Raw genomic sequence first — 27,000 nt, 5'->3', positions numbered from 1 at the left:
ATAAAAAATCTCCCTCACCTTCAGGAAGATTTTTTAACTTGCTAGTATTTCATTTATACATTTTTAATAACAATCCCAATTGTAAATAACATTGGAAAAATCTAGATTTAACAAGTCTTCTTTTTTTATAAAGAAATTTGCAACACCAGAATCTCCCCACATAATATTTAATGAATCATCTGTATCGATTTGCAGTAATAAGATGTCATGCTGTTGGTATTTTTCTTCCCATTCTCTCGGATCTGTCTGTGTGAAAAATGGATATCCGCCAATTTTATGTCCTTGATCTTTACATAAATCATCATACAGTTCGCCTAATTCTGTGTTATTTTCTTCATCAACAATTTCTTCCCAATCAATATCCTCACTAAAAATCTTTTCAAATCGATAATCCCCTGACGTTACGGGTTGATAATCTAATTCAAACTTTAATTTCGCTGCTTCAGGTATAATAAAGTCCTCTAATTCTAAAGTGTTTAAATAACTAAAATCAGTAATAACCTTATTTAAGTCTTCTATAATTGTAGAATGATAAATAATTCGAAAGTCTTTTTGAGTTGTTGGCTGATCAAAATCTGCTCCGTAAAGCTCATCAGCAGCACTTACGAAAAACTGTAACATTCCCTCTTGAGGCATATATTCAACATGCGGCATTTCTTCAAAGTTTAGCTGAGCAAGTAACATCATAGGTTGTCCATTTGAATCTTTAGGGTGCTCTTGATCTATAGGTAAATACGGATATCCACCAAACTTACTCTCAAAAAGCGTTGTCTCTGCTAATGTTCCAGACACTTTAATATACGGTTTTACACTTTCTTCTAAAATAGTACGATACTGCTCTAGTTCTTTCGGAATTTGAAGTTGATACGTATTCTTCATTACATTTGCCTCCCTTTCATAATGAATTAAAAATGCCTTACTTAATTATATAGCAAGAGATAGCTTCATGAAAAATTGTTAAAAGTCCGTTTTCACCCTCGTTTTTTGCGCACTTGGTGGACAAAGTAAATTATGTTCTAAAACCTTTTTATTAATAGTTCGAATTAAATTCGCTGCTTCTGCAGTATTTGTATTTTCTTTTAGCCTTTCTTTTAAATCATCAATTTCTTTTGAAAGCTCAATCCACCTTGGTAAAACATGATTATTCTTTAACGTTCTATACAGTTGCTTTTCAGGATTGTACGAAAGGTCTTTATCTAGATTTAGAGGTTTCCCTTTACCAGGCATATTATCAAAAGACCCTTTCTTTTCTGCTTCTTTAATGATAGAACTAATATGATCCTCATACGTATAAGACCAAACTTTCTCATCTTTTACTAAAATCTCTTGCTTTTTTAGTTTCTTATCTAGTTCTTCTTGATTCATAGATTCTCTCTCCTTTTTATTTTATAGTGTGTTTTTTGTAAGTCTTAAAGCTTTCAACCCGTCAAACAACTTTTCTCGCCACCAAATACCGTCATGTCCGCCTTGGAACTCTTCATAAGTGTTTTGGTATCTATTTTCTTTTAAAGCTTTATATAGGCGTCTATTAGCCGTTAAAAGAGGTTCGTTTTCAAGTTCACCTACTGCTATGTAAGAATAGAGATGAGTCGCATTAGAATCTATTGATGAAATTTGATTTTCAATCCAAGGAATTTGATTTTCATAACCATCTTTTTTCCAATGTACGGATCCAGACATTGACAACACATTCCCGAAAATATGCGGATTTTGAAGTGCTGCATAAAAAGCTGCTAGGCCACCAAGACTGAAACCTGCAATTGTTGTATGTTTCGCTTCTTTATGCGCACGATACTTAGCCTGAATCCACGGAAGTAATTCCTTCGTTAAAAATGCGTTCATTTTATCGTTATAAGTTAGCTCTTCTAATCGGTCAACAGGATCTATAGCAACAGCAATACAAGATGGGATTTCTTTTTCGTAAATTAAATAATTAAGTGTTTTTGTGATTGAAAGGTCATTAATGAATGAATTCCCATCAAATACAATGAGAAGTTCTTGAAGATGTGAAGTGTGAGAATAATCATGAGGCGTATAAATATGAATTTTGCGTGTGTTATTTAAAATCGTACTATGAAATGAATATGTTTCAATTTTTCCGGATGGATAATGGGTTGAAGGAAAACGACTGCTATACTTTACTTCCATCTCTATATTTAACAAAGACGCTTTATTGGTACCTTCTCCAAATGTATTTTTATTAAATTGGTCTAGTTGATACTGTTCACTACGCTTTATCCAATCATTTTCGAAAAAATCGTTTACTGAAAAATAGTAAGTTGAAATAAAATGTTCATTTGTCCTAAACGTTACATACCAAATATCTGTCTGTAACAGTCGTTTTAATTGATTTACAGACTGATCCCAACCGGGAAAACTGCCGAATACATAAACATTTTCAGTATTTTGATCGCCTAACCATATATACGTTATAAGCTTATGCTGACTTTCTAAAGGACATTGTTCTATTAGTGGCGTGTGATTTGACTTTATTTCATGCAAAAAAGTATACAAAACTTTCTCATTTCCATTCTTTAATTGATTTTTAAGCTTCTCTAACTTAGGACTGATTATTGTAGTCACCTCTCTTCCTCCTTTGTAGTATTCTATATGTAGTTTTTTCATTAGAATCCCTATATAGAAGTAGTCGTAAGATATGTGTTTAGAGAAGTTATTAATTAGAAAAATGATCAATTGCTCGAATAGAAAGTTCCAATGATTTTATTCTTCTTTCTAAAAGAGTTCTTTGAGGACTCCCGAGCTTTGACTTAACATAAATCTTTTCAATTGATGGAAGCAAACCAATTAGAACATTTCGAGCGTCTGCTAAATCCTCTTGCGTGTAATGATGGGTTTCTTGATTCCAAATACTTTCTAACATAGCTAAGCCGATACTAGCTGCTTTGAGTCGTTTTTTCACTAATGTAGTATTTGCACCTTTTTGAGTCATCTGAGAGAGTGCATTTTCAAGTTTACGGATTGTTGACTGTAAAGACTTTATTGATTCTACTTTATCTACATTTGATACGTTTTCCATTTTAAACCTGTCCCTTCTTCATTTCTAAATTAGTTTTCCTGATATTTGATAATACCATTAAGAAACGAATTTTACTCGAAATATTTGAGTTGGACATGAATTGAAAGGAAAACAGCTAACAAACTTCAATCTCCTCCCTCGCACATATTCTATATGTACTTCTTTTTTCTCGTTAAAATACCTACATGGACAAGTTGTAAATATTGTATATTTTATGAACAAAAAACGTACAAGCAGCATGACTTGTACGTTTGAATTTTTATTCAGTAAGATAATAAAGCAATAGCTTCCGGGTCTTTTCATAATTCATGAAATCTCTATACAAAGTGGGATACTTCATAATCTCTGTTTCTAGAAAACGATATTGTGGAAACCACTCAAAAAAAGATTTCTTTAACCACTTGATTTGCTGAAACGTAATGTTCTGTTCATTTTCATTTAGTACAGAATTTAAAGTTGCTGCTGTATGCATCCAATAATGATTAAAATCAGCGTTTATACAGTCATCTTCGGTAAATTTACTTTTTAAGGTTCGCTGCAATTTTGCTGTAGCACGGTAAGGAAACGGCTTGTGCAATGGACTATGCATGTTCTGCAATTCCTTAAAAATAATTTGTTTTCCTAACTTCAACTTTTCACCCCTTTATTTTTCTATCCAATTTAATAAGTTTTCATAATGACATTGAGCATCTGTATACCCAAGATTATATAAATTAACGAGTTTTTCTTTATTTCTCTCTATACCGCTTATAGGAAGTTGTACACTTGGTTGAATGACATAAAAGTTGTCTTTTTGTTTTATTTGATTCATATAAGATATCGTCTCATTATAAAAACGATAATGTTCTACTAAAGATTGTGCGATATTCGGATATTTCCTATATAAAATTTTTGCCAGCCCTGAAAATTTATTTCGCTGCTTCTCATATCCTTCTGGCTTTGTCATAATTACAACGTTCTTTTCATAACCATCAGTTTGAGCTTTTAAAACTGGTATAGGATCTATAATTCCTCCATCTAGTAATTTTCTATTATCATATTCTACAGCAGGCGCTATAAACGGCACTGAGCTAGATGCACGAATGATTTTTAAAATATCATTCCCGTGTTCTGCTTTATTATAATAAATAGCTTGTCCTGATTCGCAGTCAGTCGTTCCTATAACAAACTGTTCATTTGAGTTTAAGAAAGTTTGAAAATCAAACGGTACAATTTTATTCGGTACTTCATCAAATAGAAAATCCATTCCAAATAATTCACGTTTTCGAATCAAATTTCGATAAGATATATAACGATTGTCTGCTACTAGCTCTGTATTTACTTTTTTATTTCTCCCTTTTTGACGTGATAAATAAGTTGCTCCCATACAAGCTCCAGCGGATACGCCAACTACATATGGAAAAAATAAGTTTTTTTCCATAAAATATTCGAGTACGCCTGCAGTATATAAACCTTTCATTCCTCCACCTTCTAATACTAAACCGATATTCTTCATACTATATCCCTCTGCTTCTTTTTTCTTACTTACATATTAGCACAAGACTTTAAGACAAGGTGATATAAGTGCGTTACAACAATAACCAGAAACTACTAAAGTAATGTCATTATTTCTTAGTCAAGAGCGTGGTACAATATAAATAACACATTACACAAATAATGGAGGAGGAATTTCCTATGGGTTTATTCAGCGGTATTTTAGGAAATGCATCAAATACGAGTACAGAAAGTGTAGAACGTGATTTAGAGAAGATTATGTTAGACGATGAGAAAGTTGAACATGCTTATAAATTAATTCGCGATTTAATCGTATTCACAAATCGTCGTCTTATTTTAGTAGATAAACAAGGGATATCAGGTAAAAAAACTGAGTATCATTCTATCCCTTATAAAAGCATTACACAATTCAGCATTGAAACAGCTGGGCATTTTGATTTAGATGCAGAACTTAAAATTTGGGTATCTAGTTTGAGTACACCAATTACGAAAGAATTTAAAGGTGACGATAGTGTTTTAAGCATTCAAAAAGCGTTAGTAATATATACGACGAAATAACGTTTTTCTGTATGTTTATTCATCTATAAAATTACTAACCCGATTATTTTGGAAGAATATTCATCGTTTTTGTATATTTAATCTAGAATAACAGAAAAAGGTAAAGCGTATTTCAAATGCTTTACCTTTCTTTTTTTGTAATAAATTAGTGTAGTTTTATCATTTAATTTCTTTCTTACTTCTGTTCTTTTATACCCCATTTTTTCGTACAGAAAACAATTTCTTTCTTCTTCTAAAATCGTAGCAAGTTCAAAACATTGTGCTTTTGGAAACATCACTTCAATTAAAATAAGTACCTTCTGAGCGATTCCTTTCCCTTGATAGATTGGATGAATAAACATCGGACTGATCCAAAATTTATAAGGTAGTTCTTTTTGGGATATACATATCGCCCCAACAAGTCTCGAATCTATTATAATTTTATAAAAATTACTGCTGGGATTATTTATTCTAAAAATAGTTTTTTCAATAGATTCATTTGCTGGGTTTGTTTCATAGTCTTTATATTTATTTAATAAAGGGCTAAATGAGTCTATTTGCATTTGAAATAAAACTGATGCATCACTTTCTGTCGTTTTCTCTAATGTAATCTTCACGTTACTACCAATTTAGTCGCTTTCTTAATGAAGTTATATGAGCCGTATGATGACGTCCATGCCATGCGTATAGTCCAATTGCAACAGCAAGTTTTGTTTCACCAGTCTCTGGGTGGTTAAATGTCTTTTCTAGATCTTCAAGTTCTAAAGAATATAAAAGGTTAACCCATCTTTTATGTAATGATTCTAACATTACTAGTGAAACATCTACTGGTAATTTAGAATCAGGTAATTCTGCCCACTTTTCTTCTTTATATGGTTTAATCGTTGGATTCTTTTCTGTTAGTGCTAATTTAAAGCGTATGTAACTATTCATATGGCTATCAACAACGTGATGGACTACTTGACGAACTGTCCATCCACCAACGCGGTACGGTGTGTCTAACTGTTTCTGATCTAAATCTTTAATTGCCTTCGTTAGTTCATTAGGTAAATCTTCAATTTCTTGAATCCATGTATCAATCATTTCTTCCGTTATAGGACGTTTATATGTAAATTGCCCAATTGGATAACGTAAATCATTCATGAATAAGTCCCCCTTATTATAAGCGCGAAGTATTTCTCCAAATATAATGTACAAAATTCACATGTTCTCCATTTAATACTACAGATGTTGTATCTGCTTCGTTTTGATAAGAAGAAAATCCGCTTTTTTCTAGTACAATTTGTGATGCAAGATTATTAGTAGTTGTTTTAGCATGAACCTCATTAATTTCATTGTTTTTCGCTACGTCTAAAATTAATTTTACAGCTTCTGTTGCAACTCCTTTTTTAGTAAACTTTTCTCCGACCCGATAACCTAACGAACTGATTCGAGTTTCCGAATCTATATCTACTAAATTTATTCTTCCTACAATTTCACTTTCTTCGTTACGAATTAAATAAAAATAAGATTCTCCATCCGCCTGTTCTATTAACAAATCATCTAGTAGTTTTTGGAAATATTCAAAATCAAAATATTGCGAGCCACGATTAGGTACCATTGTTTCAAAAAAAGACTTATTCGTAAGTTCAAACGTAAATAAATCTTTTGCATCGTGTTTCTTTAATTGTTCTATGTATATTTTCATCTCGATTACCCCTTCTATATCTACTAACTGTTATATATTCTTTTTTAATCAACTATTTTCCTGCTATTTTTTTTGCTTCAGTAACACAGCAAATAGCACTTTTGGATGAAATAGGTGAAATGGGCTACGAATTAAATTCATCACCTTTACTAATCGAATATAAACGTCAGAATCAGTTGCAGATAGTTGATATATTTGTTTCGTATACCATAGCTGAAATTTTTGTTTTATCGTTAATTCTCTTTTTAGCTGTGGATGACGTGATATTTCCGTTGTTGTCATTTCCCACGGAGTTTGTATGATATGAGCGGTCTCTTTATAAAACTGCTGTGTAAATGCATGATCGAGCTTTTGTCTCCTTTGTAAAAGTAACTGCAATTGATGAGCTTCCATAGCTGCAACTGAAACACCTTGCCCGAAAACAGGATCAAAACGACAAAGTGCATCTCCAACGACTAATAATCCTTCTGGCATATTTGTGGTGAGATCAAATCTCCGACGTACTTGATAAGGAATTTTATACGTTTTGATATCTGAAATTGCCACAGCTTTGTTAAGAAAATCTGTAACATTAGGGATTGATAAGTTTTCAGCAAAATCATAAAATTCATCATCTGTTTGTGGTGCTTTCTCATTTGCATATCCGCTGAAAGTAACAAAATAACGATGATCCTCAATCGTTTGAATAAGAACACCATACGGATTGCCAGGGAAACTTGGAGACATTAGCATATTACAGCAGTCTAATTTCTCATTTTCTTTAAGTTTAAACATTCTCGTTACGTAAAATAAATCAATCCGTACTTTCTCTTCTTGCACTTCAATTTCGTATTCTCGTAACCACGCTATGCTTTTTGAACCGAATCCACTTGCATCAACAATAATATCTGCATGAATTTCTTCTTGATTTTCTGTATTTAAACATTCCATTTTTACTCCGCACACTTTATTAAGCTTTTCATTTACTACTAACCCTTCAACCAATGTTTTATATTTAATAGTAATATTTGAAATTTGTTCAATGCGTTTTTGAATATGTGATTCGAGCATAGAACGACTTTGCTGAATCATATGTACTTCTCCTCTGAATGGCTGTTTCCATAAACCAAATTGATGCCATTTTAAATCACGAGTAAAGTTATGTACGACACTACCTGCTTCTATTAATTCATTCGTAATATTAGGAAACAATTCCTCAATGGCTTTTTCTCCACCTTTTAATAACACATGAGGATGATTACTTTGTGGGACTCTTTTTCTCGAGGACTTTCCATCCCATTTTTCACCGGCCTCTATAATGATTACTTCTTTAAAAGCAGTTGATAATGCTTTTGCTGCGAGCTTTCCTGCGATACTTCCGCCAATAACGATAGCCTTATTAAACATGTTTTCCCCCTTAATAAAAAGAAATCCTGCCTTATATGAATGAAACAGGATCTTAAACTCATTAACTTCTTTATCATTATAATTAAAACACATGAGTAAATTGTAACGTTAAAATTAAAATACCTAATCCCCAGACGTAATAAGCGAATACTTTTAAGGAGTGACGTTTTAAATACTGAATCATCCACGAAACAGCTATGTAACCGAAAAACGCAGCTGATAACGTTCCAACAATTAAAGATGTACTAGAAATAGATTCTGCTTTCCCTTGAAAAACATCTACAAATTGCAAAATGATTGCTCCGACAATGGCTGGTGTTGATAATAAAAAAGAAAAGTAAGCTGCGGTTTCGCGGTCTAACTTTCTCCATAATGCAGCGACGATTGTCATACCAGAACGAGAAATTGCAGGGAAAATAGCAACCGCTTGAAATGAACCGATGATAAATGCATCTTTATATGTAATGTCGTCCATTTTTTTACGACCATTCTTTTGTTTATCCGCCATGTAGAGAAAGAACCCTGTCACTAAAAACTCCCAACCAATCGTAATACCTGTTTTTGAAATATCCTCAAAAAAGTCTTTAAATAACAATCCAATTACAACCGCAGGTATCGTCCCGACAATAAGTAATAGCATTAGTTTTGAAAATGGATTTTTGATTAAATATATAAATTCTTTTTTGTAATAAATAAACACTGCAAGTAAAGTACCAATATGCAGCATCGTATCTAAAAACAATCCTGCTTTATCTAATTGAAACAAATGTCTTCCTAAATAAAGATGACCTGTACTACTTATCGGTAAAAACTCTGTTAAACCTTGTATAATCCCTAATATAAAAGCTTCTAACCAATTCATGATGGTCCCCTTTCTTGTTTGCTTGTACCAATATATGAAGGTTAAATTTTTGATATGAAAAAAACTATATTTCTCTATGAATTTACTTTCAATTTATGGATATATATGTAAAGAGGGTTGAGGAGGGTTATTATGTGGAAGCACACAAAATTCGGCAATGTATTACTTTGGCTAGGACCGATCCTTGTGTTTGTAGGATTATGTATGACAAATATTATTTCTGATATTCCTTTCTTTTTGGGAAAACATAAAACGATTGGAATTGTACTTATATGTATAGGAGTATGCTGCTTTATTGCTGCGAATCATTTAAAAAAAGGAGAAAAATATGAGGAATAAATTTAAATAAAAAAACAATCCCAGTATATGTACTAGGATTGTTTTTTTTATTACTTATTTATAGAATACTTTATCAACGTTATATTTTGCTTTGTATTCATTAATGATATATGTTTCATAAATTTCTCTTTCTGTTGGATCTTCTACGATACATGCATCAATGCGATATACTTCATCACGGTGATTTTTAATTGGTGAAACATTGTCTTCGAAATGCTTCTTAATACGTTGTCTAATTTTACGAGCTTTACCTACGAAAAGTAGTTCGTCATTAATATTGTAAAACATAAAAATGCCGCCTTTATCTCTAGGGAACAAGTGGAAATCGATAAAACCATTGATTGGCGTAATTCTTGGCTCGTCTCCTCTAATAACTTGTTTACGTTCAGTAATTGTAACATCAACTTCAGGGATACTAATTTTAATCAAGTTCATTCACGTCCTCTTTTATTATAAAGATAAATAATAGCATACATATGTAAGAAAAGCTACGTTCATAGGCATATTTCATTTTATAATTCAAATATTATAGGTGTATCATGTAAACTCTTCTTCCAAATCATATGATCACTTGATTCTCCCCAATAATCTTTTAGTACATAACTAGGCTCTCCAAACTTCTTCGTCCATATACTTTGCGCTTTTCTGTATCCACTATCTAAACAAAATTCTGTTATTCCTCTGCTAAGTAACGTAAGAAACATTGTATGCAGCAGTAATCTCCCGATACCCTTTCTTTGATACTCTGGGAGTATAAATACAGTTCCTATTTCATACAAATCCTTAAGTACACCGCTTGTACAACTAGTAATCAATGTACTTACTGGGCCAACTTCAATTGTTCCAATGATTTTATCGTTATTTGTATCAATCGCTAATAAAAAGTAACGTTTTTCTCCATTACTATCAAAATCTATTTTCAAATATTGCTTTTTCATGTTAATTTCATTTTCTATGTCATTCAATTGTTGTGATAATCCTTCGTCTTTATATGTATTCGTAATAACTATACGGAAAAACAAGTGAAGTTCCTCTAAATCATCCGAATTTGGTCTCCTAATTGCAACGTTATACATGTTTTAATTCTCCATTCTATACAATTGTTAAAACAATGCTTTATATACTCTATTCAACAATATGCTACAAAGCCCTGCATAGATCCAGCAGTATAGAAAGCTCAGTATAAATATAGATGAAATAATTTTTATATCCATAGTTGTATGAATAGTAGGACCAAGTACGGGAAAACGGAAAATATCGAGAACTATCATAATTCCTATAAGTAGACAAATCGCAGAAAAGGAAACAACCCAAATTCTCCTCTTGAATTGTATAAAGGAAAGCCCTAAGGCTATACCTAATAAACCTGTAGTAAAGGGAAAAACAATTAGTTCACTTGGCTCGATAATAAATAATAAGAGAATAGTAAGGATATAAGAAAGTACTCCCTCACGAATAGAGTAGCAAATAGCCAAAAAAATTGGTAATGTCGCAAAAGGACTAATGAATAACCCTATACCATGAATTAAATTCCCCGCTGCTTGAAACATGGTGGCTAAAGCACTCATTAAAGCTGTAATGACTAGCTTATTTGCTAGGGACAATTTTCTTTTATGAACAAAGTTCGCATCATTCTCTATCATAAGTTGACACCAATAACGTACAAACCGATTCATCAATATACCCCCTAAAGATATCTCATTCATCACTTTCTATATTATTCATACACTAGTTGTTTATGATTTGCTTTCTGCTTATTATCAATCACAATACAATAGACGTTTATAAAGAAGACCTTTAGGGGATAAACTATAAGTGTATATCTTTTTAAGGAATAATTTCAAATATGGTACCTTTGTTAAAATCAGTTACTTTCATAGAACCGTAAACTCCTAAATATAACCTAGTTTGATCCAAATTTGTTCCTAAACTCATATAATAAGCTGCTTGCGTACCAAAATCATAATTGGTTTCAATAACATGAAAGTCATTATGTTTATCTTCTGTATCGGCTTTAGTATATGCTAAAACACCTTTAACTGGCGGCCGAGATTCTTCTTTCTTAGCAAGATCAGTAAATACAACGCTACCATATAAATTTGGGATTGCAGTTCCCATATATGGCTGAACGCCTGTAAGTGAAGTTCCTCCAAACTTATCTGGTCTCGGGTCTTTATGAAAATAACTAATGAGCGGCTGCATACGCTTTACGGATAATTCTATTGTTTCATTATAATAAACCATTGTTCTCTCATCTAAAGTAGGATTATCAGCACAGTGCCGTATAAAAGAAGTAGGTAATTCTCCTTCCCATCCTCTCCAACCAAAATTAATAAATCCATCTTGATTAGAAGTGAATCTCATTACCTGCATTTTATTAAGTTCGGTAACCGGAATTGGTTTATACTGAACAAATGAAAAAATAGACTCTACAATATCCTGTCCGACATTACCTGCATATTTAATATATTGATTATAAAACCTTTGGAATGAAATGCCGGTTATATTACGGACGCCTTTCGCAATTAATGTAAGTGTTTCTTGTATAGATAGAGGAAGTTCATTAAAGCGTGTAACTACTGGAGGATTATTTATGAATGTATCTCTACTTACATCGATTTCAATTATTTTACCTGCTATTTCTAAATCATCTTGGCTTAAATTAAACGGATCATAACCCGACCCACCATCTCCATTTGTAAATACAAGTTTCCCCGTCTCTGGAGAAAAGTTTAAAGTATTTACTCCATTATGATTAAAAAATGGGCGTTTTATATGAAGTAATGTTCTACGTTTTTGAGGTTGCCCGTTTGATTGTAAAATCCATTCTTCAATTGTATCAATATGATCATATTGCGTATTTCTATTAACCCACTTTAAATTTAAAGTTTTCGGGTCACAAGGATTCGGTTTAAATTGTTCAGAAAGTGCACCGGGTCCTTGAGTTCCAGCTACTGAATAATGAAGATAAAATAAACCGTTTTGATAAAATTGTGGATGAAACGCAAGTCCGAGCAATCCACGTTCATCATAGCCGCTACTAGAGACACCTTCTTCAGATGTACCTAATTTAATAATACGTTGACGAATATTTAAAAATGTTTTTATGACTCCATCGCCTATGTAAAAAACCTCTCCTAATTGGGTTGCGATAAATAGTCTTTCAACTGATTCACCTGGAAGTATTGCTGTTTTTATGACAGTCGGTAAATTTATGTTACGAACAATGGGTCGTAAATGAACCTTAACTTTTGTCAATTAACTTTACACCCCTTTATATTCTTTTTAATAGAAGAGTATGATTAGAGTGATCTCATTAGTATCAAATAAGTAGCATTCCTTTTTATTACAATTTTGTATATAATGTAATTATAAATAAACTAGGGGGCTACTTATGACACTTTTACTACAAATCATCTTACCACTTATATTTGCGCTATATTTATTTACCCTCTATCGTAATACGACTATTGGAAAAGCTGCTTTTCTTTTAGCGGTCATTATTGGGATTTTTGGATTAGAGAACATTTTTCAGCATGCTAATCTAACAGATCATGCTATTTATCCATATTGGGGCAGTTTGAAGGCTGTTTTTATCGTTTTATCAGTCGTATTTCTATTTAAAAAAGGTGGTTTAACAGGAAAATATTGATTTGTAATGCTATACATATTTTATTGTTACACTGCTTTTGATTTATAAAAAAAGAAATGTTTATGTAAAAACACGAAGGGATGTGTTACATATGTCTATAAATATTATTTCTATAGTTTCTATAATAATATGGATTGTGTTGATTACAGAACTTATAAAATCTTCAAAAGAACAGAATGGACGAAAAATAGTAATGTTATTAACTACTGGTTCCGCATCAACACTTATTTTGACGGTTTCATTTATTCAAAATATCTCGTTTTGGAATTGATAGTGAAATAACTAATAAAAATATATATAAGATTAGGACCGTACATTTTAGAAATGTACGGTCCTTTTGTTTACTAGTGGTCCACTTATAAGTATGTGATCTTTTTACAATTCGAATTTCTTTTTAAGTTTCTTATATTTTCTATACGAACGTCTAACAATGTTTAACATAAAATACGGTATTTTAACAGGGAAAGGCAATTTATAAATGAAAGGCAAATAAAATGTAAAATATGCCTTTTCTAGGTCTCTCCACTTACTATCTTCTTTTGTTTTTAAGAAATCAGATACATCGACTACATATCCCCTTCCTTTTTCCATCATCACATTTTTTCCGTGAACATCACAAGGAGTTAATCCTTGTTTCCTTGCATACTCTAAAGCTTTATTTATATCAAGGATTACCTGCTTAGGAATTTTAATTCCCTTATGAATAGCATCGTATAAGGTAATTTCTTTTAAACGTTTCAATACTATGAAATTTTCTCCTTTATATATAAGCTTTGAATAAGAAGGATGATTTCCGATTCTGCGGTATACTTCTGACTCTTTTTCAATTCCTTCTCCTTCTCGCGCGTAAACTTTCACTACCCAATCTTTGTATTTGCTATGCATGAATACTGCAGCATAATTACCTTTCCCTAAACACTTCCAAAGTCTAGGAATATCTTTAACTACTACAGGCTCAAATTCGTCCTCACTTCTTATGATTACCTCTTTTAATAATTCATCCTTTATCAATCCCACAAAACAATTTACACTCATCATTTCCACTCCGGTTTTGCTAAAAGGGGCTTACCCACATTTTAACGAAAATATACACTAAGCGAATTTTAGCATAAAACGAGTCATCTTTCTTCTTCAAATAAAAAGATGGCTCGTTTTATTTGAACTGTTGAATACTTAATATGTATTCCGCTATTCAGAGCCAAAAACCATACAACAAAAAAATATTTCTAACTATTTTCATTTTTTCAGAGGCAACTGTATAGAGCTTTTCTTAGTGCAAGTTCTCTTGGTTCATTGACCATGCCAAATCCATGTTTGATTTTTAGTAGTGTTCAATTCTTGTTCCTCTACTATCGTTGTTAGCTAACACTTTTATTGATTTAATAGTCTTTTGTTTAATTCCCACAATGCTGTTTTATTGCTATCCCACTTCAAATACGTTACTGCTTCCTCAAAGCATAACCATTTATAATGTAAGTGTTCTTTAGATAATGAGATGTTTTTTGTAGGTACTTTAACTCCAAAAGAAAATTCTTTTATTACATAAACGTCATCTCCCCATAGGAATCCTCCAACTACATCCTCTACTGGTAGTGAAGACACGGAATCTAATTGTATATATGAACATTCTCTTGTAATACCGGCCTCTTCAAACGCTTCACGTTTTGCTGATTCAATAGGAATCTCACCGTCTTCTCCACCACCAGCTATGCCTTGCCAATAACCATAATCACTTCGTTTGAAAATCGCATATTGAATAGAGTCGTCAATTTTTATGTAAGGAAATATTAATACTTGATATGGTGCTCTCATTGCTTAACCTCCTCTCGAAAATAAGCTTTAAATACATATGAATAAAGAGCCGACATCATAATTCTACATTAATAATGCAGGTTTATGGTGTCAGCCCTCTATTTTTGAAGAATTTTATTTTTCATAAACTGTCTAATTCTTCACGAAGAAAAAAACGCTTATTTTCTATCAAATTTGCTTAGTGTATTTTTTTCATACCCGATGTTATTCAATTGCGCCTGCAACGTCATAATCGTTTAAATCTAATTCAATTGGTTGTCCTAGCGCTAATTTAGCGAGTTCTGATCCTAAATATGGACCAGCAGTTAAACCTGAAGCTCCTAATCCGTTTGCAACAAGAATACCGTCGAAGTTAGGAAGCGGTCCGATAACAGGTAAGAATCCTGGAGTAAACGGTCTAAATCCAACTCTCGTCTCAAGCATAGTAGCATCTTCTAAGCCAGGTGCAACTGTTAATGCTTTATGGAATACTTCATTTAAACCACCAGCCGTTACACGGTGATCGAAACCAGTATCATTCTCATGTGTTGCACCAATTACGACATGACCATTGTCAAATGTTAAAATGTATTGATCATTTGGTGGCATAACAACTGGCATATTTTCTGTTGCTGTATTTTCCATTCGCAAGTGAACAATTTGTCCTTTTTGGAACGTAACTAAGAAATTAATTCCTAAAGGGTTTAAGATTTCGTTCGCCCATGCACCTGCAGTTACAATAACCTTTTCTGCTAAAATAGTTTCATCGTTTACTATAACTCCCGTAATATGATTACCTTCACGGACTAATACTGCATCTCCTTTTATAAAAGTTGCACCATGTTTTTTCGCAGCGCTTATTAATGCATTACGTAATAATCTTCCATTTACTCTTGCAGCACCACTAATATGAACAGAACTAAATTCTTCTGATAATGCCGGGAATAATTTTTTTGTTTCTTCAGCTGATAAGCGAGTGATTTCACCAATCTCTGGGGCATCTTCACGACGTTTATACGCTCGTTCTTCCATTTGATCAAGTTTTTTCTCATCAGTATGTAAACTAATTGCACCTACACGGTTATAACCTGTGTCCGTTTCACCGTCATCTTCTAATTGCTGAATTAACGAAGAATAGTAACGTGCACCGCCTTTAACGATTTTATACCATGCTTTATTACGACGTTGCGAAAGCCATGGACAGACAATACCTGCTGCTGCATCTGTTGCTTGACCAACTTGTTGACGATCCACGATAATAACATTCGCGCCAGCCTTAGCAAGATGGTAAGCAGTAGACGCCCCTAAAATACCCGCTCCAACTACAATATACGATTTCATTTCAAACACCTTTTCTCTTTTGCTAATTATTTAAATATAAGAACATACTTTAGTATACTGAAAGGAATCCTTTTTTCAATGTGCCAAATACAATTAATTGTTGCATCATTGTGAATTGCCTAGTCTTACTTTTTCTTTTTACGAAATAATTCAATTGTTTTATATCCTTGCGAAAGAATTTCAATCATTTTCTCAAGACGTTTTTCACGTGTTTTTTCTTGTTTTACAGAAAACAAATTACGTGCCCAATCTTTTTTGTATCCAGGTGTTAAACTTTGATAAAACTTAAGTTCATTTGGGTGATTAGCTAATAAAGCTTCAACATCTTGAATTCGATCTGCATAATCAGCTACACATTGGCTCATTGCAGGCGTTTTTGTCGCTTTTTTCTTCTCACGCTTTAAACCTACAACAGTAAAAATATCATCCATACTTACCATTCGCGCAAATTTAATATCGCTTTCTCCCACATATCCATCTTCTCCAACGTTTAATGCTGGAAACATCTCATCACGGTGAATAAACGTACTGTAGCGAGAATTACCTTTTTTCGGATATGCGAAGAATACGTATCCTTTTTCAATTAATAATTCTTCATTACTAATAATATAATTCGTTTGTTTCACCATTTCATCCAGTGTTTCTACAAAAATAAAAATGGCATCGTGTTCTTTTGAAAATACAGTTTCTTTTCCTGTAAAAACTTCGTAATCACTTGGTTCATTAATAACAACCATATTCGTATACTTATTAAGTTTCAATTTATCGATAATTGACATGAAGATCTTCCTTTACATTCAAAATTCGTTGTTTATACTTTTTCATACTGTTCTAGTGTATTATATCTATTAAGAAAATCAAACTTTAATAATTGTTTTAAATTAAAATAACCGATTCTTCATAAGAACCGGCTAGCTATTTGTTTTATCATAACTCAATAGCAAATAAAGTATATAAAAGCTCTTTATATTGATCTTCTGTAATTTCACGTTTCGCTTTTTCACCATGAATCATTTCAGTTAAACTAGTATTTGTTAAAGAGACATGGCCAGAGTCCGTCAATTTGACTGCAATTGGGCCCTTATTGAAAATAGATTTCTCATCTTCTATTACTCTTTTTTGAACATCATTCACTACTACTTCATCAATTATACGATTATAAAAAGCATGACAAACTTTCCACTCACCATTCGTATCTTTTCTTTCTAGAACGTAATTCCCTTTACTCGTATCTTTTTGTCTCACTCGATACGTACCATTTTTAGAAGAAACAGACTCACCAGTAAAAGGTACAGGGACTAGAGGTACTAGTGAAGCAATACCTACATCAATTACGTATCGTACTTTATCATAATTTAGAATAATCGTTATATGTCCATTCTCAAGTGCCCATGCGTTTCTATCATTTTTATATACGGTACCTAATGCGAGTTGTACATCATAACCACAATCTTTTAAAAAGTAATAAAAAAGCGTATTTAATTCATAACAAAGCCCGCCGCGGGAACTAGTTAAAATTTTATTCTGTAAATTTTCCATAGTAATTATATTCGTATTACGGGCTATAACATCTAAATTCTCAAATGGTATAGTGTGTGCAAATGCAAAGAGAATTGTATTTAATTCCTCAAATTTAACTTCAGTACGCTTTGCAAGGTTCAATCTTGTAAACAGCTTATGTTGTAGATTTGTCATAGTCAGCACCCCTTAAAATATATAGATTAAAATAGTATATGCTGATTGTAAATTTGATGGGGTGCTGAAACAATGTACATTTCGTTTAACTGTACCGGTACAAAAAGTCTAACCAACAAGATTACTTAAGATAAGAAGCTACGAATACAAATTTAATAGTTTGTCTATAGGTAAATTATTATGATTGCTTAAATCAACAAAATATTGAATTTGCCACAGTTGACTCTTTTTAGCTTGGTTGCTAACAGGGCTATCCCAGATTGGATAAATCCTCATAGCCATCTTGCCTTTTTGGTTTTCTGTTCTCAAGATTTTTTCCTTAAGAAGAATCTCTTTAGGGAAAATAAATTGTCCTAGTTTATTATCATCTATACAAGTGATAACTAATAAATCAGGAGCAGCGTCATAAGAAAACGCTTGATTTTGCATATTGTCATCTTTCTCCCAAAAAGAAACAAATTGACCAATTTTATTAGGAGTAATTTTTGATTTTCTAAAACGAATGGTTTTGTTATTTAAGTGAAATATACATCCTGCATATTCTGCGTTTTGCTTTTCTTCTTTTACATTCGTTATCATTAAATTATTAGGTTTGTAAACTATATTGTCTAAATTTCGCATCGTATCATTATAATTGTTCAAGAAAACTCCCCCTTTGTTCATTTCTTAGTTTAACACAAACATCAGTTCTTCTACATTGTATAGAATGTATATAATCATGAGTGACATGAAAAGGGAAGATATAATTATTACTTTAATTTACTTTTTACTTAAATAAAAAAGCCTCCATTTGGAGGTTTTTTTATGCAAACACTTCAGGATATGTTGTCGCTAAATACTCTTTCCAATAACCAGTGTCTCCATCCATATCATGTAGCCACCAATACATCATTAGCGTTTCTTATTCTTGTTTCTTGCCTTGTATAAATGCCTTATGGGGTAATCTTCTGTACAAAGCATCTATATTGAATAGATTTTTCCGCTGCATGTAATCATATTTAAAACCTTGTCACTTGTCCTTACTCTTCTTTTTATAATTCCCACTTTACTTTAAATAAAATGTGTTTAACTATTCGTGGGATGAAGAGTGTATTTTTGTAAATAATAAGTTTGTAAAGTATTAAATTGAGGAGGGTTTGTATGCAATATTCTAAAAAAGCTATAAAGTCTGCTTCTAATATGAAATCAGATTTTGCTACAACTGATGCGCAAAAAGTAAAACAAGAAATTCAAAATGATGTAAGAGCAGGACAAGGAGCAATGACTTCTCGAGAGGCGGGGGCAATGCGAGATTAAGAATACATTCCTTACTTGTATTTTTAGTTTGTTTATTTCTTAAACATTTACCAGTAATGAGTGTTTCTATAAAGTCACTGCCCTTAAGTAGAGCTTGAAGTGTTTCTTTGTTTTTACTTACAATGCGGTAAATAAAATCTTTCTTAATTATTTGTTTAGAATATGAAAATTCATTACTCCGCAATATTTTTACTTATTATAAAAAAATTGCGGAGTAATATAACTTAATAAACTATCAAAAGTGTCAATCTCAGAATACGGTTTTATTTCAGTCTTATTTGTGATTCTATGAGGATTAAACCATATCCCTTTTATATTTACATTTTGAGGACCAGCAATATCCTTTTCTAAGTCATCTCCAACAAATAATACATCTTCTGGTTGCACATTAAGCTTATTTAATGCTAGTTCAAATATACGTTTATCCGGTTTACTAAATCCTACTTCTTCAGAAATAATGATCGTATCAAAGTAATTGTTTAAATTCGTGTTAATTATTTTAGCTCTTTGCCTCTGACTTGAGCCATTTGTGATAATTCCAACTTTAAAGTACTTCTTTATATGATTTAAGAAATGAATAGTATTTTGGTCTATCGAAAAACATTTAGGGAATTTTTCATTCCAAAAATCTTCGATGTAATTGCGTGGTAATCTATACTTCGGCGGAAATTCATCAAACAATGATTCTAAAACTATCGTTTTATCACTCATGCCGTATTCCCTTTTATCATATTCTTTAAATTTCTGTAGCATATTGTTTTTTACTGTATCACTAACATCCTCATAACACTTTTCTAAAACAAATAAAAACAATGTATCTACTGCCTTATCCCTATTAAGTAACGTATCATCTAAATCAAACAGCATAGCTTTATAACCCATCAAATAAATTCACAACCTTTCTCACATGATTTAAATAATCCTTAGTTCGCACCTTAGGCCTTTACTAAATTAGCAAAAAAACTACAAAGTTTGTGGCGTACGCTCTAGAATTTCGCTTGCTTCTTTTATATTTAAATTCATCTCCCTTTCTCCCTTCTAGTAAAGTATCGAAAGTGTATTTTCAAACAGTTAAAAAAACTACATGTAATTTACATTATTATACATTAGTTTTTCGTAAATATTAATCGTTCAACTTTTTATATGATAAGTTTTTTCAAGCACACAAATATTCCTACATAAAAAAGGAATATCGGTAATAATCTTTTTTACGGAGAATACACAATCTTGAAAATGGAGTTAATACGTTAAACGTCTTATAAAGTTTCCTACTGTATCTCCACATAAACTACAGATAGTACGGCTATAATGACTACCAGAGGTGATATTATGAAAAACTATCATATCCTCGTGGTTGAGGACGATCAAGAAATTCAGGAATTAATTAAACAATTTTTAATGACACAACAGTATACAGTGGTAGTTGCTTCAGATGGACTAGAGGGTATGACACAATTTAATAAGCAATCATTTGATTTAGTTCTTCTAGATGTAATGATGCCCAATCTTAATGGATTTGAAGTTGCTAAAATGATTCGAAGTCAGTCAAACATACCAATTATTATACTAACTGCGTTAGAAGAAGAGGAAGATCAAATGAAAGGGTTCGATCTTGGGATTGATGATTATATAACAAAACCCTTTTCGTTTCATGTTTTGATTAGACGAGTCGAAGCAGTACTTAGAAGAAGTTATGATAACAATGTAAATAATCATTTGATATTTAAAGAAGTACGCATTGATGTTGATGCATATCGAGTATATGTAGATGATGTTGAAATTTTCTTAACGACAAAAGAGTTCGAAATTCTACAACTACTATTTCAAAATGAGAGAAAAGTACTGACAAGAGAAAATATCGTAGAGAAAGTTTGGGGATACGATTATTTTGGAGAAACACGAATAATTGATACACATATTAAAAATCTACGTAAAAAACTAGCTATCCCCTACATTAAAACAATAAAGGGTATTGGTTATAAAGTTGATGAATAAAATTTTAAAAATCATGAAGATGAAGCGAATTACTTATAAACTCTTTATGACTACATCTCTCATTTTGTTATCCTTTGCAGTGTTGATTTATTTAACTTTATACTTCTTTCTTCCTACGTTTTATGAGCAATACAAAACAGATCAACTTCAAACAGGGATAAAAGAAATAATTGATAAGTCCAAAGATCTTACATTTCAAGATGCGATACCACTTTTTGATGAATACGCAAAAAAAAATAACGCGATGCTTTCGCTTCAAAATAAAGAAGGAGTAATTATTTACTCGCCTTCATTTTCTTTTATTCAAAGTGGTACACAAACAACAGTAGTTACTAAAGCCACACGATTTGAGAATGCAGGTACCATTAGTAATTCATATAATGTTACGGAACCAATTCAATTCCAAGATGGTAGCTTAACACTTGTAGTGTTCGCAACATTTCAACCAATTGATGAAGCTTCGCAGGTATTAGTGCGTTTTCTCCCCTATATTAGTATCATTGTGCTCATAATTGGTATAGGGAGTGCTTATTTCTATTCCAGGTTTATTACAAAGCCACTTATTTATATTAATGAGAGTGCACAAAAGATGGCAAATTTGGATTTCTCCGAAAAAATTGAGGTTCGCTCTACAGATGAGTTAGGAGAGTTATCTAATAGTTTGAACGACATGTCTATTAACTTACAACAAGCTATGTTCGATTTAAAAAAAGCAAATGAACAACTAAAAAATGATATTGAAAAAGAAAGAGAAATAGAAACAAAACGCAGAGAGTTTTTTGCGATTGTAGCACATGAATTAAAGTCCCCTCTTACTGTAATGAAAGGGTACTTAGAAGGGATGATATACAATATTGGCCCTTATCAAAATCGTGATCAATATTTAAAGAAAAATCATCAAATTATTGAAAGTATGCAACAATTAGTTCGTGAAATTTTAAGTATGTCAAAGTTAGAACAACACACTTTTAAACTAAAAATAGAAGAAGTTAATCTTTCAAAGTTATTAGGTACAATCACAAAAGATCTCGAATTTTTCGCTTCTCAAAAAAGCATCCAAATAATAAAAGAAATTGACTCTGACTTTTCTGTTTATACAGATCGTGTTCTATTTGAAAAAGCATGTAAAAATGTTATCCATAATGCAGTTATGTATTCACCACATGATGAAAAAGTCTATATCAAGTTAAATAATGATTCTAAACATGGTCAAATCAAAATGCAAATTATAAATACAGGTGTCAATATTAAAGATGAAGATATACAACAAATTTTCAAACCATTTTATCGAATTGAAAAATCAAGGAATCGAAATACTGGGGGAAGTGGTTTGGGACTATATATTGTTAAACAAATTCTTGAAACGCTAAATATAAAGTATACTATAAAAAATATGGAACATAGTGTGCAATTTTGCATGAACATTCCTTTATCTAAAAAACAAACAAACAAACTCCCCTCTTAGTAGGGCGAGTTTGTTTGTTTTTGTAGCAAGTATAATCTTATTAGGAATCAATTAGGGGGACTTTTCGTTTTTCAAGCTTTTTATTTCTACCATCCAACTTTAAAATGAAATCAGTAGTTGTTATTCCTTATTCTATCCGAGACGAGGTTGTTATATATGCGCTATCCAATTGAAATTCCCATTACAAGAAAAACTCACTCTAAATCCATATTAAATTAAGTGGAGTTCAAAAAAATGGAGTTTGCGATGCTTAAAAACAAAGTTAATAGATATGTTAAAAAGCTTAATCATAAATGGAACAAATGTGTTACTAAGATTATCTATTACGTATAAAAAAGGTGTTCTTGGTAGTCCTCTCATTTTGTACAAGAGGAGTGCTATCCAGTGCATTTGTTAATTGTATAGGTATGTAAAAACCTATACAAAATCCATATATTCTTGAAAGAAATTGAAAATATATGATAGTTTCAAAGAAGTTTTTTCACATTGCACATTATAAAAAGATACTACCTGTAGTATTACTTTCATGTGTAACGCTTATAGGCTGTTCTAATAGTAATATTCAATCCGAACCATCAAAACAAACCAAAAAAGAAAATACAGAATGGTCTTTCACGTTCGAATCTCTTATTTAGAGTTAATATTTTATGTTTCCTTTCACTTTCAACCATTCTAATGCTCAATCATATTACGCTTATTTTTAGATTTTCCATTTGTAGCTATATTAATCGAGACATTTAAATCTAATTCTTTATTTTGAAGAAATACCCCTCCCTCTTTTTTGTGTTTTTTCCATAATTTATTATTTTGACGATATAAAGAATGTGATAACTGATACGTGTCAATCCCTCTTTCGATTCCTTTTCGGTACGTTGTTTTAATTTCTTTTTCAACTTGGGCCTCTGCAATTTTTTTAATATCATTTACAGGCATAGAGTGTATTAATTGAAAAATATCAGCATCGAAATGGATGTTCATAAGTATGCGTAACTTTCCATTTTTCACAAAATGTTTTGTATCTATCTTCGGGTTTTTTAATACTATATGTCCAATAATTTTCTGATTAAATTTTAAAAGTAATGGAGCTCGTTTCGTATTTCCATCCGTCCAGCGAATCCCAGCAATATCATGGCTGTTTAAATGATTTATATAGAATTTATCACTTATAAAACCATAACCACTAAATTTTAACATTGGAAATGATGTATGCCCTTTTTTCCAATATGCTTTAGTCGTAGCTAAGAAAGGAATACGAGTTGTCATCCCAGGTTCATAATAATTTCTTTGAAATTTATATAAAGGTAAAGGATCTATTATTGTATATTGCTTGGTTATCTCTTTTGGTAAATTAATGATTGTATATAATTGAGAAATATTTAAAATATTATTGTTTGCTAATATATTTTCTAAAGGTTCCTTAGTTCCAAATATCCACATAGTATCTCGAAATTGAAAAAAACGAGAGAAAAAATCATTAAATTGATTTATGTCACCATGTTTTAAAAATCGCTCTGTTACAACAATTGTTTTGAGATGCTCCCATGAGATTTCTTGTTGAGCCCCCTTATAAAAATCAAATGCTGCCTCATCTAAAATGGAGCCTTTTCCCTTTCCAATATAGGCCTGGCTATAATTACGGGTAGTGCTGCCTTCTTGTTTAGCTATGTTAGAGAAATTAATAAATTGCGGACGGATGATATAATTATTATCTTTAAAATCGATACCTAGACTATTTATATATAGAACGTGATGCAACTCTCTTTGATCCCAACACCCTGTTAGAAACGTACACATCATAAAAAGAAATACAACTATTCTTTTATTTTTCTTCATCTGTACTCTCTCTTTTCCTTGTATTATCTTGCGTATGCAATTCTTCAGGTCTTTTTTTCATATACGTGAAAGGAATTCTAAATGTGGCTGCTAGCATACTTTTAAATACAGGGGGTGAATATGGTGTAAAGAATGGGACTCCAAAAGATCGTAAATTCACTACATGTATTGCCATCACAAGAACACAGAAGATAAATCCTACTATACCTAATAAAGAAGACACTACAAATACTATATATCGCAATATACTTATTATTCCTGTTACCGACTGATTAGTTAAAGCAAATGTCGAAACAACCGAGATTGCTATTATAATGACCATAGATGCTGAAACAATTCCAGCACTAATAGCGGCTTGTCCAATAATCAATCCCCCTACCACAGATAATGTTTGACCAAATACCGCAGGAACACGCAATCCTGCTTGCCTCAAAACTTCAAATAAGGTCATCATTATTAGCCCTTCTAAAGGAGCAGGAAAAGGAATCCCTTCTCTTGATAAGCTTAATGTAGCTAACAACGTATAGGGAATCTGATCAGGATGATATGTAATTAATGCTATCCAAATTCCTGGAAGAAATATAGAAATTGCTATCCCCAAAAGACTTACAAGCCGTACAAAGCTACCGAATATATAGAAAAAATCTTGATCTTCAGATGTATTCACAAAAAAAGGAAACGTAACTGGAGCAATAGTGGCTGTCGGTGACCCTTCGACTAATAAAATAAAACGCCCATACAACAAACAATTCACAGCATAATCAGGACGTCCTGTATATTCAACTAAAGGAAATACACTAAATTGATTGTTTGTAATTAATTCTTCAATCTGTGCACTTGAAACAATCCCATCTATTTTAATTTGTCTTAATTTTAATCGAACTTGATTAATGATATCTTGGGATGCAATATCTTTTAAATACAAGAGGGCTACTTTAGTTTGTGTTCTTTCTCCAATAATAAATTCTTCATAACTAAGAGAACTTGTTTTTAGCCTTTTTCTAATTAATCCTATATTTGTGTTTAACTCTTCAACAAATCCATCACGTCCACCACGAATGGTCATCTCTGTATTTGTTTGCTCAACTGATCTTGTAGGTATTTGGGCAATATCAACTATATACCCTTGTTTATATTCTTCAAAAATAATGAGGAGGTTACCTTCAAATATAATCTTAGATATAGTTTCATTCGAATTTACTATATCTAATTTTTTTACTGATAACTGAGGAATTAATGTTGAAAGGTTAAATTCTTCTATAGAATTAATTAAAAGCTTTTTGCAAACTTGAGATGATGTGGCTTGTTTTAATTTTGTATTATCAATTAAGTTTTGACAATACATAAATAATACTGAACTCGTATTTTCTTCCTCATCCAATTTATGCTTTATTATTTTTACATCATTGCATCCTTCAAACCACTCTAGTATTACCTTCTCGTTTAATTCTACTCGTTTGTTCATCTACGTTGTCTCCTTCAAACTCAGCAACCTCATATAAATTATATACTCATACTCTTTCAAGAGCTTTTTTTAAATTTAACAACCCATACAAACATCATTAGTAATATAGAAAACAAAAATAGTCCTAATGTTGAAACTGGCAAAACAATTTGAGATACAAACCTATAGAAACTAGAGTCACTGATGGGTAGTATACTTATTACTAAAATACATGAAAGTATTGCAAACATAACCCGATTTCTTGTTTTCCGATTTGTAATTGATAACAAATCTGGAATGAGAAAAACAACAAGCGATAGACGAATAAAGATCCCTACAAGCCACTGATACACGGAGAGAAAGTCTAAATTTTCAATGTACCTTCCTATTGACACAAGTCTCCATTCTTCAAATGCTGGATATCGTTGGTTTGCTGCTGCGAAAGGACCAAATTCTATAATAGCTGCCATAACTGGGCCTATTGTGATACCAATAATAACAATACCTAAAGCAATCAATTGATATAATTTTACTTTTGAACAAATATGATGCTGTAAAAAAAGAATAAAAATTAATTCTAGAAATCCTGCTGCAGGATAAACCATTCCCCTAAATATTGGGTTCATTCCATTTTCCATCATTGGCTGAAGTAAAGAATAATCTTTATGTGGAACATTTGCAAACATTACAAAAAAACCAAGTAAAAATACAATTGGTAACAAAACACCTGTTGTAAGTGCAATAGATTGAATTCCTTTTGTAGCATTATAGAGACAAATCAACGAAAAAAGTATTCCTAATACAAAGTGAGGTGTTTCTGGTAAATAAAAAGAGAAAAAGGTTAAGGTTTCTTTTAGTGCAACGACACCAATCGTTATTAAATAAAGTGCAACTATGAATATGATTGGATATACACTGAATTTCCCGAAATTATTTTTTAGCCACAAAAACAAATGTTCATTTTTTATGTTTTTATATATGATGAATATTATTGAAATCCAAAGCAAGTATAGGATGCTTACTAATATGATAGAGATCCACGAATCTCTACCTGATGTATCTAATAACATAGGAATCATAATGACATGATTAATTATCCCAATACTACCAATGAGTATCATAGAAACTTGAAATAAAGTAATTGTT

The 27,000-nt window shown here is 31.7% G+C and carries 29 protein-coding genes and 3 pseudogenes; 8 read left to right on the top strand and 24 right to left on the bottom strand.

Going from position 1 to position 27,000, the window contains the following annotated elements; translation table 11 throughout:
• Positions 1–63 precede the first annotated feature (63 nt).
• From MR079_RS03925 to MR079_RS03900, 5 genes and pseudogenes are all read right to left on the bottom strand, one after another.
• A complete protein-coding gene (locus tag MR079_RS03925; RefSeq protein ID WP_000799817.1) occupies positions 64–879 on the bottom strand; it encodes a YwqG family protein in 816 nt (271 codons plus the stop codon).
• 78 nt (positions 880–957) lie between these two features.
• A pseudogene (locus MR079_RS03915) lies at positions 958–2,583 on the bottom strand (DnaJ family domain-containing protein).
• Between the two features lie 91 nt (positions 2,584–2,674).
• A complete protein-coding gene (locus MR079_RS03910; protein ID WP_139865744.1) occupies positions 2,675–3,037 on the bottom strand; it encodes a hypothetical protein in 363 nt (120 codons plus the stop codon).
• 259 nt (positions 3,038–3,296) lie between these two features.
• Positions 3,297–3,668, bottom strand: a complete 372-nt coding sequence (locus MR079_RS03905; RefSeq protein ID WP_242293556.1) for a YxiJ-like family protein — start codon at positions 3,666–3,668, stop codon at positions 3,297–3,299.
• Between the two features lie 12 nt (positions 3,669–3,680).
• Entirely contained in the window at positions 3,681–4,532 is an 852-nt protein-coding gene (locus MR079_RS03900; RefSeq protein ID WP_139865745.1) for a patatin-like phospholipase family protein, read from the bottom strand.
• Positions 4,533–4,711: 179 nt separating this feature from the next.
• Here MR079_RS03900 and MR079_RS03895 point away from each other — a divergent pair, with 179 nt between their 5' ends.
• Positions 4,712–5,089, top strand: a complete 378-nt coding sequence (locus MR079_RS03895) for a PH domain-containing protein (protein WP_242293555.1) — start codon at positions 4,712–4,714, stop codon at positions 5,087–5,089.
• A 77-nt stretch (positions 5,090–5,166) separates the two neighbouring features.
• Here the strand turns inward: MR079_RS03895 and MR079_RS03890 are convergent.
• The 5 genes and pseudogenes from MR079_RS03890 to MR079_RS03870 all read right to left on the bottom strand — a co-directional run.
• Positions 5,167–5,685, bottom strand: a pseudogene (locus tag MR079_RS03890) (GNAT family N-acetyltransferase); the annotation flags it as partial.
• 4 nt (positions 5,686–5,689) lie between these two features.
• Positions 5,690–6,211, bottom strand: coding sequence for a YfiT family bacillithiol transferase (locus tag MR079_RS03885; protein WP_000999078.1), 522 nt, complete (start codon positions 6,209–6,211; stop codon positions 5,690–5,692).
• A 16-nt stretch (positions 6,212–6,227) separates the two neighbouring features.
• Positions 6,228–6,755: a GNAT family N-acetyltransferase gene (locus MR079_RS03880; RefSeq protein WP_139865748.1), complete on the bottom strand. Its 528-nt coding sequence runs from the start codon at positions 6,753–6,755 to the stop codon at positions 6,228–6,230.
• A 63-nt stretch (positions 6,756–6,818) separates the two neighbouring features.
• On the bottom strand, positions 6,819–8,141 hold the full coding sequence (locus MR079_RS03875) for an NAD(P)/FAD-dependent oxidoreductase (RefSeq protein WP_242293554.1): 1,323 nt from the start codon (positions 8,139–8,141) through the stop codon (positions 6,819–6,821).
• An 82-nt stretch (positions 8,142–8,223) separates the two neighbouring features.
• Complete coding sequence (locus tag MR079_RS03870) at positions 8,224–9,003, bottom strand: undecaprenyl-diphosphate phosphatase (protein ID WP_139865750.1); 780 nt, start codon at positions 9,001–9,003, stop codon at positions 8,224–8,226.
• Between the two features lie 132 nt (positions 9,004–9,135).
• On the opposite strand from MR079_RS03870, the gene MR079_RS03865 reads away from it, so the two are divergent.
• Entirely contained in the window at positions 9,136–9,342 is a 207-nt protein-coding gene (locus MR079_RS03865) for a hypothetical protein (protein WP_139865751.1), read from the top strand.
• 54 nt (positions 9,343–9,396) lie between these two features.
• On the opposite strand, the gene MR079_RS03860 is transcribed toward MR079_RS03865, so the two are convergent.
• The 4 genes from MR079_RS03860 to MR079_RS03845 form a co-directional block, all read right to left on the bottom strand.
• Positions 9,397–9,777 carry a nucleotide excision repair endonuclease gene (locus tag MR079_RS03860; protein WP_001048949.1) on the bottom strand — a complete coding sequence of 127 codons (381 nt, stop codon included), beginning with the start codon at positions 9,775–9,777 and terminating at the stop codon, positions 9,397–9,399.
• A gap of 77 nt (positions 9,778–9,854) precedes the next feature.
• On the bottom strand, positions 9,855–10,418 hold the full coding sequence (locus MR079_RS03855) for a GNAT family N-acetyltransferase (RefSeq protein ID WP_139865752.1): 564 nt from the start codon (positions 10,416–10,418) through the stop codon (positions 9,855–9,857).
• Between the two features lie 27 nt (positions 10,419–10,445).
• A complete protein-coding gene (locus tag MR079_RS03850; protein ID WP_139865753.1) occupies positions 10,446–11,018 on the bottom strand; it encodes a hypothetical protein in 573 nt (190 codons plus the stop codon).
• 151 nt (positions 11,019–11,169) lie between these two features.
• Complete coding sequence (locus tag MR079_RS03845; protein ID WP_139865754.1) at positions 11,170–12,600, bottom strand: PQQ-dependent sugar dehydrogenase; 1,431 nt, start codon at positions 12,598–12,600, stop codon at positions 11,170–11,172.
• Positions 12,601–12,736: 136 nt separating this feature from the next.
• Here MR079_RS03845 and MR079_RS03840 point away from each other — a divergent pair, with 136 nt between their 5' ends.
• Together MR079_RS03840 and MR079_RS03835 are read left to right on the top strand one after the other, a co-directional pair.
• Entirely contained in the window at positions 12,737–12,994 is a 258-nt protein-coding gene (locus tag MR079_RS03840) for a hypothetical protein (RefSeq protein WP_242293553.1), read from the top strand.
• 91 nt (positions 12,995–13,085) lie between these two features.
• On the top strand, positions 13,086–13,265 hold the full coding sequence (locus MR079_RS03835) for a hypothetical protein (RefSeq protein ID WP_242293552.1): 180 nt from the start codon (positions 13,086–13,088) through the stop codon (positions 13,263–13,265).
• Positions 13,266–13,369: 104 nt separating this feature from the next.
• On the opposite strand, the gene MR079_RS03830 is transcribed toward MR079_RS03835, so the two are convergent.
• The 6 genes from MR079_RS03830 to MR079_RS03805 all read right to left on the bottom strand — a co-directional run bounded on the left by MR079_RS03830 (position 13,370) and on the right by MR079_RS03805 (position 18,484).
• Positions 13,370–14,032, bottom strand: coding sequence for a protein kinase family protein (locus tag MR079_RS03830; RefSeq protein WP_173601659.1), 663 nt, complete (start codon positions 14,030–14,032; stop codon positions 13,370–13,372).
• A 333-nt stretch (positions 14,033–14,365) separates the two neighbouring features.
• A complete protein-coding gene (locus tag MR079_RS03825; RefSeq protein WP_139865756.1) occupies positions 14,366–14,806 on the bottom strand; it encodes an NUDIX hydrolase in 441 nt (146 codons plus the stop codon).
• A 204-nt stretch (positions 14,807–15,010) separates the two neighbouring features.
• Positions 15,011–16,126 carry an NAD(P)/FAD-dependent oxidoreductase gene (locus MR079_RS03820; protein WP_139865757.1) on the bottom strand — a complete coding sequence of 372 codons (1,116 nt, stop codon included), beginning with the start codon at positions 16,124–16,126 and terminating at the stop codon, positions 15,011–15,013.
• Positions 16,127–16,251: 125 nt separating this feature from the next.
• Positions 16,252–16,905: a YdeI/OmpD-associated family protein gene (locus MR079_RS03815; RefSeq protein ID WP_242293551.1), complete on the bottom strand. Its 654-nt coding sequence runs from the start codon at positions 16,903–16,905 to the stop codon at positions 16,252–16,254.
• Between the two features lie 148 nt (positions 16,906–17,053).
• Positions 17,054–17,821, bottom strand: a complete 768-nt coding sequence (locus tag MR079_RS03810) for an arylamine N-acetyltransferase family protein (RefSeq protein ID WP_139865759.1) — start codon at positions 17,819–17,821, stop codon at positions 17,054–17,056.
• Positions 17,822–17,959: 138 nt separating this feature from the next.
• Entirely contained in the window at positions 17,960–18,484 is a 525-nt protein-coding gene (locus MR079_RS03805; protein WP_139865760.1) for a MepB family protein, read from the bottom strand.
• 477 nt (positions 18,485–18,961) lie between these two features.
• On the opposite strand from MR079_RS03805, the gene MR079_RS03800 reads away from it, so the two are divergent.
• A complete protein-coding gene (locus MR079_RS03800) occupies positions 18,962–19,117 on the top strand; it encodes a hypothetical protein (RefSeq protein WP_167496953.1) in 156 nt (51 codons plus the stop codon).
• A 189-nt stretch (positions 19,118–19,306) separates the two neighbouring features.
• Here MR079_RS03800 and MR079_RS03795 read toward each other — a convergent pair whose 3' ends face one another.
• Positions 19,307–19,999 carry an HAD family hydrolase gene (locus MR079_RS03795; RefSeq protein WP_242293596.1) on the bottom strand — a complete coding sequence of 231 codons (693 nt, stop codon included), beginning with the start codon at positions 19,997–19,999 and terminating at the stop codon, positions 19,307–19,309.
• A gap of 447 nt (positions 20,000–20,446) precedes the next feature.
• Here MR079_RS03795 and MR079_RS03790 point away from each other — a divergent pair, with 447 nt between their 5' ends.
• From MR079_RS03790 to MR079_RS03780, 3 genes and pseudogenes are all read left to right on the top strand, one after another.
• A complete protein-coding gene (locus MR079_RS03790) occupies positions 20,447–21,112 on the top strand; it encodes a response regulator transcription factor (RefSeq protein ID WP_242293550.1) in 666 nt (221 codons plus the stop codon).
• Positions 21,105–22,577, top strand: coding sequence for a sensor histidine kinase (locus tag MR079_RS03785; protein ID WP_242293549.1), 1,473 nt, complete (start codon positions 21,105–21,107; stop codon positions 22,575–22,577). The genes MR079_RS03790 and MR079_RS03785 overlap by 8 nt, the downstream gene beginning before the upstream one ends.
• A 458-nt stretch (positions 22,578–23,035) precedes the next feature.
• Positions 23,036–23,179, top strand: a pseudogene (locus MR079_RS03780) (class A beta-lactamase); the annotation flags it as partial.
• A 70-nt stretch (positions 23,180–23,249) separates the two neighbouring features.
• Here MR079_RS03780 and gerXC read toward each other — a convergent pair.
• From gerXC to gerXB, 3 genes are all read right to left on the bottom strand, one after another.
• Positions 23,250–24,410 carry a spore germination protein GerXC gene (gene gerXC / locus MR079_RS03775; RefSeq protein ID WP_139865763.1) on the bottom strand — a complete coding sequence of 387 codons (1,161 nt, stop codon included), beginning with the start codon at positions 24,408–24,410 and terminating at the stop codon, positions 23,250–23,252.
• On the bottom strand, positions 24,397–25,875 hold the full coding sequence (gene gerXA, locus MR079_RS03770; protein ID WP_242293548.1) for a spore germination protein GerXA: 1,479 nt from the start codon (positions 25,873–25,875) through the stop codon (positions 24,397–24,399). Before gerXA ends, gerXC begins: the two co-directional genes overlap by 14 nt.
• A gap of 56 nt (positions 25,876–25,931) precedes the next feature.
• Positions 25,932–27,000: spore germination protein GerXB (gene gerXB / locus MR079_RS03765; protein ID WP_277932980.1), on the bottom strand; the 1,069-nt coding region annotated here is incomplete at its 5' end.

The organism is Bacillus cereus group sp. BfR-BA-01381 (genome assembly GCF_022663555.1).
GTDB classification, from domain to species: Bacteria; Bacillota; Bacilli; order Bacillales; family Bacillaceae_G; genus Bacillus_A; species Bacillus_A pacificus.
Note: the sequence above shows the minus strand (reverse complement) of the source record. Positions and strands in the feature narration are given on the sequence as shown.